17 protein-coding genes are annotated in these 15251 nt (G+C 69.0%); 5 read left to right on the forward strand and 12 right to left on the reverse strand.

What is annotated here, in order from left to right:
• Positions 1-6 precede the first annotated feature (6 nt).
• Together J2P76_RS02385 and J2P76_RS02390 are read left to right on the forward strand one after the other, a co-directional pair.
• Complete coding sequence (locus tag J2P76_RS02385) at positions 7-843, forward strand: citryl-CoA lyase (RefSeq protein ID WP_207404229.1); 837 nt, start codon at positions 7-9, stop codon at positions 841-843.
• A gap of 3 nt (positions 844-846) precedes the next feature.
• Positions 847-1782, forward strand: a complete 936-nt coding sequence (locus J2P76_RS02390; RefSeq protein WP_207404231.1) for an SMP-30/gluconolactonase/LRE family protein — start codon at positions 847-849, stop codon at positions 1780-1782.
• Positions 1783-1791: 9 nt separating this feature from the next.
• On the opposite strand, the gene paaK is transcribed toward J2P76_RS02390, so the two are convergent.
• The 9 genes from paaK to paaA form a co-directional block, all read right to left on the reverse strand.
• A complete protein-coding gene (gene paaK / locus J2P76_RS02395) occupies positions 1792-3105 on the reverse strand; it encodes a phenylacetate--CoA ligase PaaK (RefSeq protein WP_207404232.1) in 1314 nt (437 codons plus the stop codon).
• 80 nt (positions 3106-3185) lie between these two features.
• Positions 3186-3656 (reverse strand): hydroxyphenylacetyl-CoA thioesterase PaaI, encoded by a 471-nt coding sequence (gene paaI / locus J2P76_RS02400; protein ID WP_207404234.1) that lies wholly within the window; start codon positions 3654-3656, stop codon positions 3186-3188.
• Positions 3656-4444 (reverse strand): 2-(1,2-epoxy-1,2-dihydrophenyl)acetyl-CoA isomerase PaaG, encoded by a 789-nt coding sequence (gene paaG, locus J2P76_RS02405; RefSeq protein WP_207404235.1) that lies wholly within the window; start codon positions 4442-4444, stop codon positions 3656-3658. Before paaG ends, paaI begins: the two co-directional genes overlap by 1 nt.
• Before the next feature lie 13 nt (positions 4445-4457).
• Entirely contained in the window at positions 4458-6122 is a 1665-nt protein-coding gene (gene paaN, locus J2P76_RS02410; RefSeq protein WP_207404236.1) for a phenylacetic acid degradation protein PaaN, read from the reverse strand.
• A 45-nt stretch (positions 6123-6167) separates the two neighbouring features.
• Entirely contained in the window at positions 6168-7256 is a 1089-nt protein-coding gene (gene paaE / locus J2P76_RS02415) for a 1,2-phenylacetyl-CoA epoxidase subunit PaaE (RefSeq protein WP_207404238.1), read from the reverse strand.
• A gap of 18 nt (positions 7257-7274) precedes the next feature.
• Positions 7275-7745, reverse strand: a complete 471-nt coding sequence (gene paaD / locus J2P76_RS02420) for a 1,2-phenylacetyl-CoA epoxidase subunit PaaD (protein ID WP_207409088.1) — start codon at positions 7743-7745, stop codon at positions 7275-7277.
• Between the two features lie 38 nt (positions 7746-7783).
• Positions 7784-8548: a 1,2-phenylacetyl-CoA epoxidase subunit PaaC gene (gene paaC / locus J2P76_RS02425; protein ID WP_207404239.1), complete on the reverse strand. Its 765-nt coding sequence runs from the start codon at positions 8546-8548 to the stop codon at positions 7784-7786.
• A gap of 9 nt (positions 8549-8557) precedes the next feature.
• Positions 8558-8842 carry a 1,2-phenylacetyl-CoA epoxidase subunit PaaB gene (gene paaB, locus J2P76_RS02430; RefSeq protein WP_207404240.1) on the reverse strand — a complete coding sequence of 95 codons (285 nt, stop codon included), beginning with the start codon at positions 8840-8842 and terminating at the stop codon, positions 8558-8560.
• Between the two features lie 64 nt (positions 8843-8906).
• Complete coding sequence (paaA, locus tag J2P76_RS02435; RefSeq protein WP_207404241.1) at positions 8907-9896, reverse strand: 1,2-phenylacetyl-CoA epoxidase subunit PaaA; 990 nt, start codon at positions 9894-9896, stop codon at positions 8907-8909.
• A 167-nt stretch (positions 9897-10063) separates the two neighbouring features.
• On the opposite strand from paaA, the gene paaX reads away from it, so the two are divergent.
• The gene (paaX, locus tag J2P76_RS02440; RefSeq protein WP_207404242.1) at positions 10064-10999 is read left to right on the forward strand and encodes a phenylacetic acid degradation operon negative regulatory protein PaaX; all 936 of its coding nucleotides are present in this window, start codon (positions 10064-10066) and stop codon (positions 10997-10999) included.
• A 12-nt stretch (positions 11000-11011) separates the two neighbouring features.
• Here paaX and J2P76_RS02445 read toward each other — a convergent pair whose 3' ends face one another.
• Both J2P76_RS02445 and orn read right to left on the reverse strand, forming a co-directional pair.
• Positions 11012-11632, reverse strand: a complete 621-nt coding sequence (locus J2P76_RS02445) for an NAD(P)H-hydrate epimerase (protein ID WP_207404243.1) — start codon at positions 11630-11632, stop codon at positions 11012-11014.
• Between the two features lie 22 nt (positions 11633-11654).
• Complete coding sequence (gene orn / locus J2P76_RS02450; RefSeq protein ID WP_207404244.1) at positions 11655-12200, reverse strand: oligoribonuclease; 546 nt, start codon at positions 12198-12200, stop codon at positions 11655-11657.
• A 46-nt stretch (positions 12201-12246) separates the two neighbouring features.
• Here orn and J2P76_RS02455 point away from each other — a divergent pair, with 46 nt between their 5' ends.
• A complete protein-coding gene (locus tag J2P76_RS02455) occupies positions 12247-13506 on the forward strand; it encodes a M48 family metallopeptidase (protein WP_347565282.1) in 1260 nt (419 codons plus the stop codon).
• A 29-nt stretch (positions 13507-13535) separates the two neighbouring features.
• Positions 13536-14453: a ribosome small subunit-dependent GTPase A gene (rsgA, locus tag J2P76_RS02460; RefSeq protein ID WP_207404245.1), complete on the forward strand. Its 918-nt coding sequence runs from the start codon at positions 13536-13538 to the stop codon at positions 14451-14453.
• A gap of 9 nt (positions 14454-14462) precedes the next feature.
• On the opposite strand, the gene J2P76_RS02465 is transcribed toward rsgA, so the two are convergent.
• Positions 14463-15191 (reverse strand): CoA pyrophosphatase, encoded by a 729-nt coding sequence (locus J2P76_RS02465; protein WP_207404246.1) that lies wholly within the window; start codon positions 15189-15191, stop codon positions 14463-14465.
• Between the last annotated feature and the right edge of the window lie 60 nt (positions 15192-15251).

Consider the following 15251-nt stretch of genomic DNA (forward strand, 5'->3'; position numbering starts at 1 on the left):
GGCCCCATGAACACTCCCACTTCCGACCCCCGCCAGCTTGCGCAGGACTGGTGGCGCACCTCCATCATCGACATGCAGCCCGGCGTGATCCGCTATCGCGGCTATGCCATCGAAGACCTGATCGGCAATGTCGGCCTGGCGCAGATGATCTGGCTGCTGACACGCGGCGAGCTGCCCGGCGCGCAACAGGCCGGCCTGCTGGAAGCCGCGCTGATGTCGGCCGTGGACCACGGGCCGCAGGCGCCCAGCATCGCCATTGCGCGCATGGCGGCCACCTGCGGGGTGGGCCTGAACAGCGCCATGGCCTCGGCGGTGAATGTGCTGGGCGACGTGCATGGCGGCGCGGGCGAACAGGCGCTGCAACTGTACCTGGACGCCGCCGCGCGCATCGATGCCGGCGCGCCCCAGGCGCGGGCCGTGGCCGATGCCGTGAATGCCTATGCCGACGCGCACGGCAAGATCATTCCCGGCTTCGGCCACCGTTTCCATCCAGTCGACCCGCGCAGCGCGCCGCTGCTGGCGCTGGTGGATCGCGCCACGCAGGCCGGCGCGGTCAGCGGCCGCCATGCCGCCACGGCGCGCGCCATCGAAGCGCTGCTGCACGCGCGCAAAGGCAAGCCCATTCCCATGAACATCGACGGCGCCACCGCGGTGATTTATGCTGAACTCGGCTTCGCCCCGGCGCTGGCGCGCGGCCTGTTCTGCCTGTCGCGTTCGGTGGGCGTGCTGGCCCATGCCTGGGAACAGACCCAGCAAGGCGGCCGCATCAAGGGCCCGATGCCGCGCCAGTTCCTGCCCACCTACGAAGGCCGGCCGCCGCGGCCGCTGCCGGCCGCGGAGTAAGCCATGTGGAATCTCTCTTTTGAACCGCCCCAGGTCGTGCAGGCGCGCGTGCTGGCCACCCTGCCCGAGGCGCTGCGCCTGCGCCGCGCCAGCGACTGGGCCGCCGCCAACAAGCCGGGGCAGGCCGTCGACAGCTTCCTGGAGGGCCCCGCCTTCGATCGCGCGGGCAACCTGTACCTGGCCGACATCGTGCACGGGCGCATCTTCCGCCTGGCGCCGGATGGCCAATGGCACACCCTCGCCGAAACGGGCGGCTGGCCCAACGGCATCGCCATCGACCGCGGCGGCGACCTGTGGGTGGCCGACTACCGGCGCGGCCTGCTGCGGGTGCGCCCCGCCGACGGCGCGGTGGAAACCGTGCTGGGGCACCGCAATTCGGAAAGCTTCAAGGGCCTGAACGACCTGCACTTCGACTTGCAGGGCAACCTGTATTTCACCGATCAGGGCCAGACCGGCCTGCACGATCCCAGCGGCCGCGTCTACCGCCTGCGGCCATCCGGGCAGCTGGACCTGCTGCTGGCCAACGGCCCCAGCCCCAACGGCATCGCCCTGGACCCGTCCGGCCACGTGCTGTACATGGCCATGACCCGCGCCAACGCCGTCTGGCGCGCCCCCGTGCTGGCCGACGGCTCGCTGTCGAAGGTGGGCGCCTTCCGCAGTTTCTTCGGCGCCAGCGGCCCCGACGGCCTGGCCGTGGATGCCGCGGGCCGGCTGGTGGTGGCCCACGCCAGCCTGGGCGGCGCCTTCGTCCTGAACCCGCGCGGCGAAGTCACCCATTTCATCCGCAGCCCCGTTGGCGCCACAGTCACCAACATCGCCTTCCGCCCCGGCACGCCCACCCTGGTGATGACCGAATCACAAACCGGCACGGTGCTGGAAGCCACCCTGCCCGACCCGGGCGCGCCGCTGTGGTCGCACGCCGACGCGCCGGACGCCTGAAGCGCAATATCAGCGCGGCCGCTTGTCCACCACGCGCCGCGCCTTGCCGGTCAGGGTGCGTTCCACGAAGCCGCAATCGGCCACCCGCACGCGCGCCGTCACCCCGATGTACGACTTGACCGCATGCTGCAGCTGCTTGCCCAGCGCCTCGCGCTCGGCTTCGGCCAGGCTGGCGAACTCGTCGCGCACTTCGGTCAGGATCTCCAGTTCGTCCAGGTGGCCGCTGCGCGTCAGCACCAGCTGGTAGTGCGGCGCCAGCTGGGCGATCTTCAGCACCTGCTCTTCGACCTGGGTGGGGAACAGGTTTACGCCGCGCACGATCAGCATGTCATCGCTGCGGCCGGTAATCTTGCCGATGCGCCGCATGCTGCGCGACGTGGGCGCCAGCAGCCGGGTCAGGTCGCGCGTGCGGTAGCGGATGATGGGCATGGCCTCTTTGGTCAGCGAGGTGAACACCAGCTCGCCCTGCTCGCCGTCGGCCACCGGCGCCCCGGTTTCCGGGTTGATGATTTCGGCGTAGAAATGGTCTTCCCACACCACCGGGCCGTCTTTGGTTTCCACGCATTCGCTGGCCACGCCCGGCCCCATCACTTCCGACAGGCCGTAGATGTCGACGGCGTCGATGGCCGCCTCGGCCTCGATGTCCTGGCGCATCTGGCCCGTCCAGGGCTCGGCGCCGAAAATGCCGATGCGCAGCGAGCTCTGCCGCGGGTCGATGCCCTGGCGGCGCTGCTCTTCGATGATGTTGCAGAAGTACGAAGGCGTCACCATGATGATGTCGGGCCGGAAATCGCTGATCAGCTGCACCTGTTTTTCCGTCTGGCCGCCCGACATCGGGATCACCGTGCAGCCCAGGCGTTCGGCGCCGTAATGCGCGCCCAGCCCGCCGGTGAACAGGCCGTAGCCGTAGGCCACGTGCACGATGTCGCCGGGCCGGCCGCCCGCCGCGCGGATCGAGCGCGCCACCAGGCCGGCCCAGTTGTCCAGGTCCTGCGCGGTGTAGCCCACCACCGTCGGCTTGCCGGTGGTGCCGCTGGAGGCATGCACGCGCGCCACCTGCTCGCGCGGCACGGCGAACATGCCGAACGGATAGTTGTCGCGCAGGTCTTGCTTGGTGGTGAACGGGAATTTGGCGATATCGGACAACTGCTTCAGGTCGTCCGGGTGCACGCCCGCCGCGTCGAACGCCTGCCGGTAATGCGGCACGTTCTGGTAGGCATGCGCCAGCGTCCATTTCAGGCGCTGCAGCTGCAGCGCCTCGATTTCATCGCGGCTGGCATGCTCGATGGGATCCAGCCCGGGTTTGCTCACGGTATTGGACATGGATTCGGTCTCCTGGAATGCTGTGCGGCGCGGCGCCGCTTTATCGTATTGGGAGTGGCGGTGCAGAAAAATCCGGGTCTTCACGCATCCGGCGGCGTGCCCACGATCTGCCCCTTGATGCGGTACGAGCGGCCGCGGAACAGCGCCAGCTGCCGCCCGTCCTGGTTGGTGATGGTCACGTCGTAGACGCCGGTGCGGCCGGCCAGCGAACGTTCCTGCGCCACCGCCGTCAACAGGTCGCCGGCGAACCCCGGCGCCAGGAAGTCGATCGTGCAGCCCGAGGCTACCGTGCTGGCGTTGCGCGAATTGCAGGCAAACGCGAACGCGCTGTCGGCCAGGGCGAAAAGGAAACCGCCGTGGCAGGTCTGGTGGCCGTTCAGCATGTCCGGGCGCACGCGCATGGTCAGGCGCGCGAAGCCCGGGGCGATCTCGGCCACGTCCATGTCCAGGCCCTGCGTGGCGGCATCCACCGCGTACATGGCGGCGCCCACGGCCTGGGCCAGTTCGTGCGGGTCGGCCGGCACGTCGACAGAAGGCACATGCGTGGTCATCAGCGCCCCTTGAATTGCGGTTCGCGCTTGCCCAGGAACGCGGCCACGCCTTCGGCGTAGTCGGCGCTGCGGCCCAGTTCGCGCATCAGGTCGCGCTCCAGGTCCAGCTGCGTGGACAAGTCGTTGCGCAGGCTGGCCTGCAGCGCCTGCTTGGTGCTGGCCAGGCCGCGCGTGGGCGCGGCGGCGAAATGCGCGGCCAGCTTGTCCAGCGCGGCGTCGAAGGCATCGTCGGCCACGCATTGCCAGATCAGGCCCCAGTCCTGCGCCTGGCGCGCGCTGAGCTTGTCGCCCAGCATCGCCAGCCCCATGGCGCGCGCGCGCCCCACCAGCCGCGGCAGCACGAAGGTGCCGCCGGTATCGGGAATCAGGCCCAGCCGGCAGAACGACTGGATGAAGCTGGCCGATTCCTTGGCAATGACAATGTCGCCCGCGAACGCCAGGTTGGCGCCCGCCCCCGCCGCCACGCCGTTCACGCCCACCACTACCGGCAGCGGCAGGGCGTGCAGGCGGCGCACCAGCGGCGCGTAGTACTTTTCCACGGTCTCGCCCAGGTCGGGCGGGGCGCCCTCGGCGGCCATCTGCCGTTCACTCAGGTCCTGCCCGGCGCAAAAGCCGCGGCCGGCGCCGGTCAGCACCAGCACGCGCGCGCCTTCGCGCTCGACGCGGGTCAGGGCGTCGGCCACTTCGCCGTGCATGGCGGCGGTGAAGCTGTTGAGCTTGTCGGGGCGGTTCAGGGTCAGCCGGGCAATGCCGCCCGACAGATCGAACAAGATGCTCTGGTAGGTCATGGCGGATTCCCGGTCAGACGTGGCGGCGCGTCTGCACGACGCGGAAGCGGTTGGACACGAAGGCCGAATCCGACAGCGCCGCATTGGCGGCGGGATTGGCGCCGGTGCCGTGGAAGTCGCTGAAGGCGGCGGTCTGGTTCACGAACACGGCGCCGGTCAGGTTCAGCGACAGCGCCACGCCCGACACTTCGGCGGCGTCCTGCACCTGCTCCGCCACGGTATCGTCGGTGGTATAGGCCGCCAGCGACAACGCGCCATGGCGCACCACGCTGTCGCGCGCCAGGCCGATGCTGTGCCCGGTGGAATCGGTGGCCACCACGAAGGCGATGGGGCCGAACCACTCCTGCCCGATGGCCGGGTTGCCGGACTCGGCGCGCAGCAGCAGCGGCGTGCGCACACGCGCGCCCTCGAACTGCGGGTGCGCCAGCGCCTGACTGTCGGCCACCACCGGCAGGCCCAGGGCGCGCGCCTGCTCGATGCGCGCCGCGATGCCTTCATTCTGGATGGCGCCGGTCAGTTCCACCGCCTTGGCCGGGTCGGCGCACAGCTTCTGCAGGGCCGTGCCCAGGGCCGCCGCCACCTCGTCGAAGCTGGCATGGCCTTCGGCCGTGGCGATGCCGCCACGCGGCACATAGATGTTCTGCGGCGCCGTGCACATCTGGCCCGAATACAGGGCCAGAGAAAACGCCAGGTTGCGCGCCATGCCCTTCAGGTCGTCGGTGGAATCGACAATCACCTGGTTGACGCCCGCCTTCTCGGTATACACCTGCGCCTGCCGCGCGTGCTGTTCCAGCCAGTTGCCGTTGGCGCTGCTGCCGGTGAAATCGACGATCTTCACAGCCGGGTCCTGCGCCAGCTGCTGCGCCGTGTCGTCGCCGGCCGGATGGGCGGCCAGCTGCACCACATCGGCGTCGAAGCCGGCCTCGGCCAGCACCTCGCGCGCCACCTGCACGGTGATGGCCAGTGGCAGGATGGCGCCGGGATGCGGCTTGACGATCACCGCGTTGCCGGTGGCCAGGCTGGCGAACAGGCCCGGATAGCCGTTCCAGGTGGGAAAGGTCGAACACCCGATCACCAGCGCGATGCCGCGCGGCACGATGGTGAAGCGCTTTTCCATCTTGATGGGGTCGTGCTTGCCCTGCGGCTTTTCCCACAGCGCCACGCCGGGAATGCGCGCCATTTCCTGCCAGGCATAGGCCACCGCCTCGACGCCGCGGTCCTGCGCATGCGGGCCGCCTGCCTGGAAGGCCATCATGAAGCCCTGCCCGGTGGTGTGCTGCACGGCATGGGCGATCTCGAAGCTGCGCCGGTTCAGGCGCGCCAGGATCTCCAGCGACACTCCCACCCAGGCGCGCGGGCCGGTCCGGCGCCACTGCTCCAGGGCGCGGCCGGCATTCTGCACCAGCGCCGCCGGCGGCACCTGCGGGTAGCCGATGTCCAGCGCGAACCCGTAGGGCGACTGCTCGCCGCCCACCGTGCCCTGGGCGCCGTTCAGCGCCAGCGGAAATGCCTTGCCGCGCAGGGCCTCGAAGGCCGCGCGGCCGTCGTCGGCGGCCGATTCGCCATAATGGCGCGGGCTGGGCGATTCGGCGAAGGGGCTCCAGTAGCCGCGCTCGGCCGCGGCCGCCTGCGCGCGTTCGAGCAGGGGCTGGTGGCGTTCAAAAAAATCCTGTGACACGAGACAATCTCCGGAATGAATGGGGTTCTGGAACGGGCGGCCGATTCAGGTTTCCTGGTCGAAATCCAGCACCAGGCGATCGCTGACCGGGAAACTCTGGCAACTGAGCACGAAGCCGCGCGCCACTTCATAGTCTTCCAGCGCGAAGTTGGCGTCCATGTCGACTTCGCCTTCGATGACTTTGCAGCGGCACGTCGAACAGACGCCGCCCTTGCACGAATAAGGCAGCTCCACGCCCTGCGCCAGGGCCGAGTCGAGCACGCTGTCCTTGTTCTTGTCGATGAAAAAGCTGCGGCGATGGCCGTCCTGCACCACGGTGACTTCGCACTGGCCCTTGCCGGGCGCGGCCGGCGCGTCGCGGCCGGTGCGCAGCGCGCGCGGCCCGCGCGGCGCGCCGAACAATTCGAACTTGATGTGCGATTTGGGGATGCCGCGGTCCTGCAGATGCTGCACCACGCTTTCGATCATGGTCTGCGGGCCGCACACGAAGGCATAGTCGATGTCGTCCGGGCGCATCCAGGCCGACATCAGCTGGTCGACCTTGTCGCCGTCCAGCCGGCCGTTGAACAGCTCGATGTCCTGGCTCTCGCGGCTCATGATGTACACCAGCGAAAACCGCTCCATGTACAGGTTCTTCAGGTCTTCGATCTCTTCGCGAAACAGTACCGACGACGAGGCGCGGTTGCCGAAGAACAGGGTGAAGCGGCTGTGCGGCTCGGTGGACAGCGCCGTCTTCACCAGCGAAAACACCGGCGTGATGCCGCTGCCCACGGCGAAGGCCACATAGTGGCGGCGATGTTCAGGCGCGAAATCGACCGTGAAATTGCCGGCCGGCGGCATCACCTCCAGCGTCTGGCCCGGCTGCAGCTCGTGGTTGGCCCAGCTCGAGAACGCGCCCTCGTCGACCTTCTTGATGGCCACGCGCAGCAGGCCGTCGCCAGGAGCCGAGCAGATGGAGTACGAACGGCGCAGCTCTTCGCCGCCCAGCTCGGTGCGCAGCGTCAGGTACTGCCCGGGCCGGAATGCGAATTGCGTGCGCAGGTCTTCCGGCAGGTCGAAGGTGACCACGACCGCGTCGCGCGTATTGCGCGCCACCGAGGCGACCTTCAGGGAATGGAACGAAGTCTGGCTCATGGCGTGAAGCGGCCCTGCTCAGTGTGTCTTGAAATAATCGAATGGCTCGCGGCACGCGCCGCAGCGGTACAGGGCCTTGCACGAGGTCGAGCCGAAATGGCTGACCAGCCGGGTCTGCGCCGAGCCGCAATGCGGGCAGGCCACCACCGGCGCGGCCGCGCGGCGGCTGATGCCCGACACGTCGATGGCGCGCTCGGCCGGCGCCGCGATGCCGTAGCCCTTGAGCGCGGCGCGGCCGCGCTCGCTCATCCAGTCGGTGGTCCAGGCCGGCGCCAGGCGGGTTTCCACCCGCACCGCGGCCACGCCGTGGCCGGCCAGCGTGCGCTCGATGTCGTGGGTGATTTCGCGCATGGCCGGGCAGCCCGAATAAGTGGGCGTGATGGTGACCACACAGGTGGCGCCGTCCCAGGCCACCTCGCGCACCACCCCCAGGTCCACCACCGACAGCACGGGGATCTCGGGATCGGGCACGCTTTCCAGCCACGCCATGACCTGGCGCGGGGTGGCGGGCGCGGACGCGGCGTGCTTCACCAGGCGGCTCCGGGATAGGCGCGCGGCAGCGATTGCATCTCGGCCAGCAGGTAGCTCAGGGCTTCGGTATGCCGCCCCTGGCGCCCGCCCTGCAGCGCGGCATGGCTGGCCTCGGCGAGCTCGGGCACGGCCAGCGTGGCTTCGTCCAGCACTTCGCGCACATGGGCGAGCCAGGGCTCGCGCAGCGCCGCCAGCTCACAGCCGATGCCGCGCGCGGCCAGGTCGCGGTCCACGGCGTCGTCGATGAACAACTCGCCGGTATGGCGCCAGGCGGCCTCCACGGCCTCTTGCATGCGCGCATGGCTTTCCGCGGTGCCGTCGCCCAGCCGCACCACCAGATCGGACGAGCGGCGCACGTGATAGGTGACTTCTTTCAGCGACTTGGCGGCGATCGCCGCCACGCGTTCGTCGGCGGACTGCGCCAGACGCTGCAGCAGGAAGTAATGCCACACGTCGAAGAAAAACTGCCGCGCCAGCGTGTCGCCGTAATGGCCGTTGGGCCGCTCGACCAGCGTGGCGTTGCGGAACTCGGGCGCATGGCGCAAATAGGCCAGCGCGTCTTCGTCGCGGCCGGCCCCCTCGACTTCGCCGGCCAGCGTCAGCCACATGCGGGCCTGGCCCAGCAGGTCGAGCGCGGTATTGGTCAGCGCCAGGTCTTCTTCCAGCGCCGGTCCGTGGCCGCACCATTCCGACAGGCGCTGCGACAGCACCAGCGTGGTGTCGCCCAGGCGCAGCAGGTATTCGAAAAAAGGCTTGTCCATGTCCGCGCCCTACATGTGCTTGATTTCGTCGGGCATCGGAAAGAACGTGGGATGCCGGTAGATCTTGCTGTTGGCGGGGTCGAACAGCGGCTCTTTGTCGCCCGGGCTGCTGGCCACGATGTCGGCGGCCCGCACCACCCAGATGCTCAGGCCTTCATTGCGCCGCGTGTAGACGTCGCGCGCGTGGTTGATGGCCATTTCGGCGTCGGGGGCGTGCAGGCTGCCCACATGCTTGTGGGCCAGGCCGTGCTGGCTGCGGATGAACACTTCCCACAGCGGCCATTCCTTGCTCATGATGCGTATCCTTCAGGGAACAGGCCGCCGGCGCGGCCCGGAAAACCAAGATCGAAGCGGCGCGTCAGGCCGCCTTGCGGCGCGCCTGCTTCTCGGCGTGGGCTGCCAGCCCGTCGCGCACCCAGGCGCCGGCTTCATGGGCCTGCTTGCGCGCGGCCAGCCGCTCGCGGTTGCAGGGGCCGTGGCCCTTGATCACCGCATAGAACTCGCTCCAGTCGATCTCGCCGAAATCGTAGTGGCCGCGCTCGGCATTCCACTTCAGGTCGGGATCGGGCACGGCCAGGCCCAGGTACTCGGCCTGCGGCACGGTCTGGTCCACCATTTTCTGGCGCAGCTCGTCGTTGGAGAACAGCTTGATCTTCCAGGCCATCGACTGCGCGCTGTTGGGCGACTCGGCGTCGGACGGGCCGAACATCATCAAGGCCGGCCACCACCAGCGGTTCAGGGCGTCCTGGCACATGGCCTTTTGTTCGGGGGTGCCGTGGCGGCACATCTGGATCAGCAGGTCGTAGCCCTGGCGCTGGTGGAACGACTCTTCTTTGCAGACCCGCACCATGGCCCGCGCGTACGGGCCGTACGAACAGCGGCACAGCGGAATCTGGTTGATGATGGCCGAACCGTCGACCAGCCAGCCGATCATGCCGATATCGGCCCAGCTGAGCGTGGGGTAGTTGAAGATGCTGGAATATTTGGCGCGGCCGGTGTGCAGGTCGTCGACCAGTTCATCGCGCGACACGCCCAGGGTTTCGGCGGCGCTGTACAGGTACAGGCCATGGCCGGCTTCGTCTTGCACCTTGGCCAGCAGAATGGCCTTGCGCTTGAGCGACGGCGCGCGGGTGATCCAGTTGCCTTCGGGCAGCATGCCGACGATTTCGGAATGGGCATGCTGCGAGATCTGGCGGATGAGCGTCTTGCGGTAGGCCTCGGGCATCCAGTCTTGAGGCTCGATGCGCACGCCGTCGTCGATGCGGCGCTGGAACGCCTGTTCCGGGCCGGTGAGCTGGTCGGCGCTGCGGACCTGCTTGACGCCGGTTTCAACAAGCTGTGCGTACATGTTCGTCTCCTGTCGGTCGCGGCGCGCCGTTTACGGCGCGCGCGCCGGCCATTCGTCAGGCCAGGCATGAGACGATTATTTAATACACAAATTTAATTGTCAAACCTATTTTTGTATCACATTAGATATGTGTATCATGTTGATCATTGTCATACGAGCCTGATTCCATGGCCAATCCCCCCTCGCCCGTCGGCCGCCATATCGCCCGCCTGCTCAAGGAAGACCCGCCGCGCGCCAAGTCGCTGTGCGTCAGCCTGCTGGGCGATGCGCTGGCCTGCCATGGCGGGGCCATCTGGCTGGGCGGCATTATCGAATTGCTGGAGCCGCTGGGCATCAACGAGCGGCTGCTGCGCACCAGCGTATTCCGGCTGGTGGCCCAGGGCTGGCTGCAGGCCGAACGGCACGGACGGCGCAGCCTGTACCAGTTGTCGGACCAGGGCCGCCGCCATACGGCGCATGCCTCGCAGCGCATCTACGTGGGCCCGGCCGCCGACTGGAACGGCGAGTGGACACTGGTGGCTCTGCCGCGCCTGGGCAACAACGGGCTGGCCGAGCGCACCGAGCTGCGCCGCGAACTGGCCTGGGAAGGCTTCGGCATGATCGCCCCGGGGTTGTTCGCGCACCCGCAGGCCGACGCCCGCACCGCGCACGACATCCTGGAAAAGCTGGGCATTCCCGACAAGGCCCTGGTGCTGTCGGGGCGCGACCTGGCCGGCGCGGGCGGCCTGCCCATCGCCAGCCTGGCGCCGCAGTGCTGGAGCCTGGACGCGCTGGCGGGCCAGTACCGGCATTTTTCGCGCCAGTTCGGCCCGCTGGAAAAATTGCTGGACGACCCGCCCGACCCTGCCGACGCTTTTGCCACCCGCATGCTGCTGCTGCACACCTGGCGCCGCATCGTGCTGCACGACCCGCAACTGCCGGTGCCCATGCTGCCCGAGCGCTGGCCGGGCCACGCCGCGCGCGCGCTGTGCGGCCAGATCTACTGGAAATTGTTCGACGCTTCGGAACAGCATCTGGACGCCGTGGCCGGGCGCGACAACGACCGCTACACGCCGCTGTCGCCCGCCGTGTACACGCGCTTCGGCGGCCGCCCGGCCGCATAGCCGGTTCCGCGCCTACGCGATCGCCACGCCCAGCGTGTCCAGGTGCAGCTCTCCGGCAGCCTCGCGGCCCGCCCCGGGCACGCACAGGCCGCGCGCCGTGCCGATGAACGACAGGGTCCAGCGCGCCCGCAGCGCGCGTCCCAGGGCGCGGCCGCTGTCGGCATCCACGCCGCTGGGCACGTCCAGTGCCAGCACCGGCCTGCCCCAGGCATTGACGGCATCGACCAGCGCCTGCCAATCCGCATCCAGCGGGCGGTTCAGGCCAATGCCGAACAGGCCGTCGATGATTACATCGGGCGGATCGGCATCCAGGCCCGGCTGCTCTTGCCCGCCTTGTGCGCGCCAGCCGGCATGGGCCCGCGCCGCGTCGGCGGGCAGCCCGCGCGAGCCGCGCGGCATCGCCACGCGCACCGCATAGCCGGCGGCCCGCAATTGCGTGGCAGCCACCAGCGCGTCGCCGCCGTTGTTGCCCGGCCCCGCCAGGGCCAGCACGGCGCTGCCCGCGGGAAAGCGCGCGGCGATGAAGCCGGCCGCCGCGGCGCCGGCCAGCGGCATCAGCGCGCGCCCCTGCGCCAGCGCCTGCTGCTCGGCCTGGCGGATCTGGGCAACGGAATAGCCGGACGCGGCGGACATGCTGGCAGGCCTGGCAAGCCCCCTACACTTTCAGGAAGTGCTCGCGGTAGTACTTCAGTTCGTCGATGGATTCGTAGATGTCGGCCAGCGCCTCGTGCTTGCTTTTCTTCTCGAAGCCCTTGTACACCGCGGGCACCCAGCGGCGCGCCAGTTCTTTCAGGGTGCTGACGTCGAGGTTGCGGTAATGGAAGAAGCGTTCCAGGTTGGGCATGTAGGCGTACATGAAGCGGCGGTCCTGGCTGATGGTGTTGCCGCACAGCGGCGACTTGCCCGCCGGCACGTGCTGCGCCAGGAAATCGAGCAGCGTCTGCTCGGCCTGCGCCTCGGTCAGCGTGGAAGCCCGCACCTTGTCGATCAGGCCGCTTTTGCCGTGGGTGGACTTGTTCCAGTTGTCCATGGCGTCGAGCAGGCTGTCGGGCTGGTGCACGACCAGCACGGGCCCTTCGGCCACGACGGTGAGGTCGGGTTCGGTGACCACCACGGCCACTTCGATGATGCGTTCCCTGGTGGGATCGAGCCCGGTCATCTCCATGTCGAGCCAGACCAGGCGGTTTTCGTTCGCAGCCATATAATTTGCCTTTAAAACACCGCATTTTCTCATAGCCGTCCCTTCCGTGCCGCTTACTCTCCTGACTCTGCTGTTCGTTTCCTTCCTGCTGGCCGATATTGGCGTGCGTCTGTGGCTGGCCTCGCGCCAGATCCGCCACGTGGCAAGCCACCGCGATCAGGTGCCGCCCGAGTTCGCGCCGCGCATCGGCCTGGCCAGCCACCAGCGCGCGGCCGACTACACCGTGGCGCGCGTCCGGCTGGGCATGCTCGAGCGGGTCTACGACGCCGTGCTGCTGGTGGCGCTGACGCTGCTGGGCGGCCTGCAGGCCATCGACCTGCTGGTCGCGCAGGCAACCTCGCACGACCTGCTGCGGCAATTGCTGCTGCTGGGCGGCGTGGCGCTGCTGCTGGGCGTGCTGGGGCTGCCTTTCACGCTGTGGCGGCAGTTCAAGCTGGAAGCGCGCTTCGGTTTCAACCGCATGACGCCGGGCCTGTTCGCGGCCGACCTGGCCAAGGGCGTCCTGATCGCCCTGGCGCTGGGCGCGCCGCTGGCGGCCGTCATCCTGTGGCTGATGGCCCAGGCCGGCAGCCTGTGGTGGCTGTGGGCCTGGGGCGTCTGGACGGCCTTCAACCTGCTGCTGCTGTTCATCTACCCCAGCTTCATCGCGCCGCTGTTCAACAAGTTCACGCCGCTGTCCGACCCCGAACTGGCCGGCCGCATCAAGCAGCTGGCGCAGCGCTGCGGCTTTGCGCTCAACGGCCTGTTCGTCATGGACGGCTCGCGGCGCTCGGCCCACGGCAATGCGTATTTCACCGGCTTCGGCAAATCGCGCCGCATCGTGTTCTTCGACACCCTGCTGGCGCGCCTGAACGCCGACGAAATCGAAGCCGTGCTCGCGCACGAACTGGGCCATTTCGCCAAGCGCCACATCGTCAGGCGCATCGTGCTGAGCTTTGCCGCCGCCCTGCTGTTCTTCGCCCTGCTGGGGTGGCTGGCGCAGCAGCCGTGGTTCTACGAAGGCCTGGGCGTGCTGCCGCGCCTGGACGGCCGCAACGATGCCCTGGCGCTGCTGCTGTTCTTCCTGGTGATTCCGGTGTTCACCTTCATGCTGACGCCGGTGGCCAGCTGGTATTCGCGCCGCGACGAATTCGAGGCCGACCGCTACGCCGCCACGCAGAGCTCGTCCGGCATGCTGGTGTCGGCGCTGGTCAAACTGTACGATGACAACGCCGCCACCCTGACCCCCGATCCCGTGCATTCCGCCTTCTACGACAGCCACCCCCCCGCCGCCGTGCGCATCCGCCACCTGACGCAGGGAACATGAGCTTGCCGGGCCGCCCAAAGGGCGAAGGCATGCCTGTGAGCTCCGCCGCCGCGCAGCTGGAAGGCCGCATCGTCGCGGCGCACGGCCGCCACTACATGGTCGAGTTCCCCGACGGCTCGGTGCGCCACTGCTTTCCGCGCGGCAAAAAGGCGGGAGCCGCCGTGGGCGACCGGGTGCGCATCGCGCCGCAGGGCCGCGATGAAGGCGCCATCGACGCCATCCTGCCGCGCCGCAACCTGCTGTTCCGGTCCGACGAAACGCGCGCCAAGCAATTCGCCGCCAATGTCGACCAATTGCTGATCGTGGTGGCGGTCGAACCCACGTTTTCCGACGACCTGGCCGGCCGCGCGCTGGCCGGCGCCTGGAGCGCCGGCATCGAGCCGCTGGTCATCCTGAACAAGATCGACCTGGCCGGCGGCCTGGCCGGGGCACGCGCACGGCTGGCCTCGGTGCAGGCCCTGGGCGTGCCGGTCATCGAGCTCAGCGCGCACGACGCCGCGGCCGTGCGCGAACGGCTGGCGCCGCGGCTGGCGGGCCGCACCACCCTGTTGCTGGGCCAAAGCGGCATGGGCAAGTCGACCCTGCTCAATGCCCTGGTGCCCGACGCCGCCGCGCCCACCCGCGAGCATTCCACCGCGCTCGACATGGGCCGGCACACTACCACCACCACGCGGCTGTACCACCTGCCGGCGCCGGGCGGCGACCTGATCGATTCACCGGGTTTTCAGGCGTTCGGCCTGCAGCACCTGTCGGGCGAAGACATTCTGCGCGGCTTTCCGGAATTCTCGCCGCACATCGAGCACTGCCGCTTCTACAACTGCACGCACCGCCACGAGCCCGGCTGCGGCGTGGTGGCGGCGCTGCAGGCCGGCGCCATCGACGCCGGGCGGTACGCGCTGTACCGCCGCATCCTGGAAGAAAGCGAGGCCGCGCAACAGCGCTACTGAAAGGCGCGTTCAGCCCGCGTCGGCCAGCCGCTGGCGCACCAGGTGATACAGGTTGCGCAGCATGCCGGCCGTGGCGCCCCAGATGAAATGGCCCTGCCAGGGCATGGCGTAGTACTGCCGTTCGCGCCCGTCGGGCAGCGGCGCGCGGTACAGGCGATGATTGGCCGGGTCCATCAGAAAGGCCAGCGGCACTTCGAAGACTTCGGCCACTTCGAAGGCATCGGGCGCCAGGGTGAATCCGGGCCGCACCAGCGACAGCACTGGCGTGATCGAAAACCCGGTGGACGTCAGGTAGGACGGCATGCTGCCCAGCACATCCACGAACTCGGTCGCCAGGCCGGTTTCTTCCTGGGCCTCGCGCAGCGCGGCATCCACCGGCGTGGCGTCGGTGGCCTCCAGGCGCCCCCCGGGAAAACTGATCTGCCCGGCGTGATCGTACAGATGGGCCGAGCGCTGGGTCAGCATGACCCGCACGCCGCTGGCATGCGCCACCATCGGGATCAGCACGGCAGCCAGCACCGGTGCGCCTTCGCGGCCGGGATGGCGGTATTCGGTGGAACCCAGCGCATCTTGCGGCCAGGGGCCGGGGCGGCTGAGCGCGCCGCGCAGCAAGTCGGGCACAAGCCGCTCGGGCGGCACGGGGGCCAGGTCGGTATCGGCGGGCCGCCAGGCCTGCGCGGCGGGATCGAACGGCGGTGCGGCCGGAGGCCGGCGGGGGCGGGACGAAGGGTCAGGCATACCTGCAGCAGACGTGAAAAAGGCACCTTTGCAGGTGCCTTTTTAACCCGGAATGCCGGG

Origin of the sequence: Bordetella petrii, assembly GCF_017356245.1 — a bacterium.
Lineage (GTDB): Bacteria > Pseudomonadota > Gammaproteobacteria > Burkholderiales > Burkholderiaceae_B > Bordetella_A > Bordetella_A petrii_D.

What these genes read in the sequence shown, in the direction of transcription:
- paaE (WP_207404238.1), bottom strand. Translation starts at nt 7,256, where the DNA reads ATGAGCCAGACTTCGTTCCATTCCCTGAAGGTCGCCTCGGTGGCGCGC.
- rsgA (WP_207404245.1), top strand. Translation starts at nt 13,536, where the DNA reads ATGCCTGTGAGCTCCGCCGCCGCGCAGCTGGAAGGCCGCATCGTCGCG.
- paaG (WP_207404235.1), bottom strand. Translation starts at nt 4,444, where the DNA reads ATGACCTACCAGAGCATCTTGTTCGATCTGTCGGGCGGCATTGCCCGG.
- paaB (WP_207404240.1), bottom strand. Translation starts at nt 8,842, where the DNA reads ATGAGCAAGGAATGGCCGCTGTGGGAAGTGTTCATCCGCAGCCAGCAC.
- paaK (WP_207404232.1), bottom strand. Translation starts at nt 3,105, where the DNA reads ATGTCCAATACCGTGAGCAAACCCGGGCTGGATCCCATCGAGCATGCC.
- J2P76_RS02445 (WP_207404243.1), bottom strand. Translation starts at nt 11,632, where the DNA reads ATGTCCGCCGCGTCCGGCTATTCCGTTGCCCAGATCCGCCAGGCCGAG.
- paaI (WP_207404234.1), bottom strand. Translation starts at nt 3,656, where the DNA reads ATGACCACGCATGTGCCTTCTGTCGACGTGCCGGCCGACCCGCACGAA.
- J2P76_RS02465 (WP_207404246.1), bottom strand. Translation starts at nt 15,191, where the DNA reads ATGCCTGACCCTTCGTCCCGCCCCCGCCGGCCTCCGGCCGCACCGCCG.
- paaX (WP_207404242.1), top strand. Translation starts at nt 10,064, where the DNA reads ATGGCCAATCCCCCCTCGCCCGTCGGCCGCCATATCGCCCGCCTGCTC.
- orn (WP_207404244.1), bottom strand. Translation starts at nt 12,200, where the DNA reads ATGGCTGCGAACGAAAACCGCCTGGTCTGGCTCGACATGGAGATGACC.
- J2P76_RS02385 (WP_207404229.1), top strand. Translation starts at nt 7, where the DNA reads ATGAACACTCCCACTTCCGACCCCCGCCAGCTTGCGCAGGACTGGTGG.
- paaA (WP_207404241.1), bottom strand. Translation starts at nt 9,896, where the DNA reads ATGTACGCACAGCTTGTTGAAACCGGCGTCAAGCAGGTCCGCAGCGCC.
- paaC (WP_207404239.1), bottom strand. Translation starts at nt 8,548, where the DNA reads ATGGACAAGCCTTTTTTCGAATACCTGCTGCGCCTGGGCGACACCACG.
- paaD (WP_207409088.1), bottom strand. Translation starts at nt 7,745, where the DNA reads ATGGCGTGGCTGGAAAGCGTGCCCGATCCCGAGATCCCCGTGCTGTCG.
- J2P76_RS02390 (WP_207404231.1), top strand. Translation starts at nt 847, where the DNA reads ATGTGGAATCTCTCTTTTGAACCGCCCCAGGTCGTGCAGGCGCGCGTG.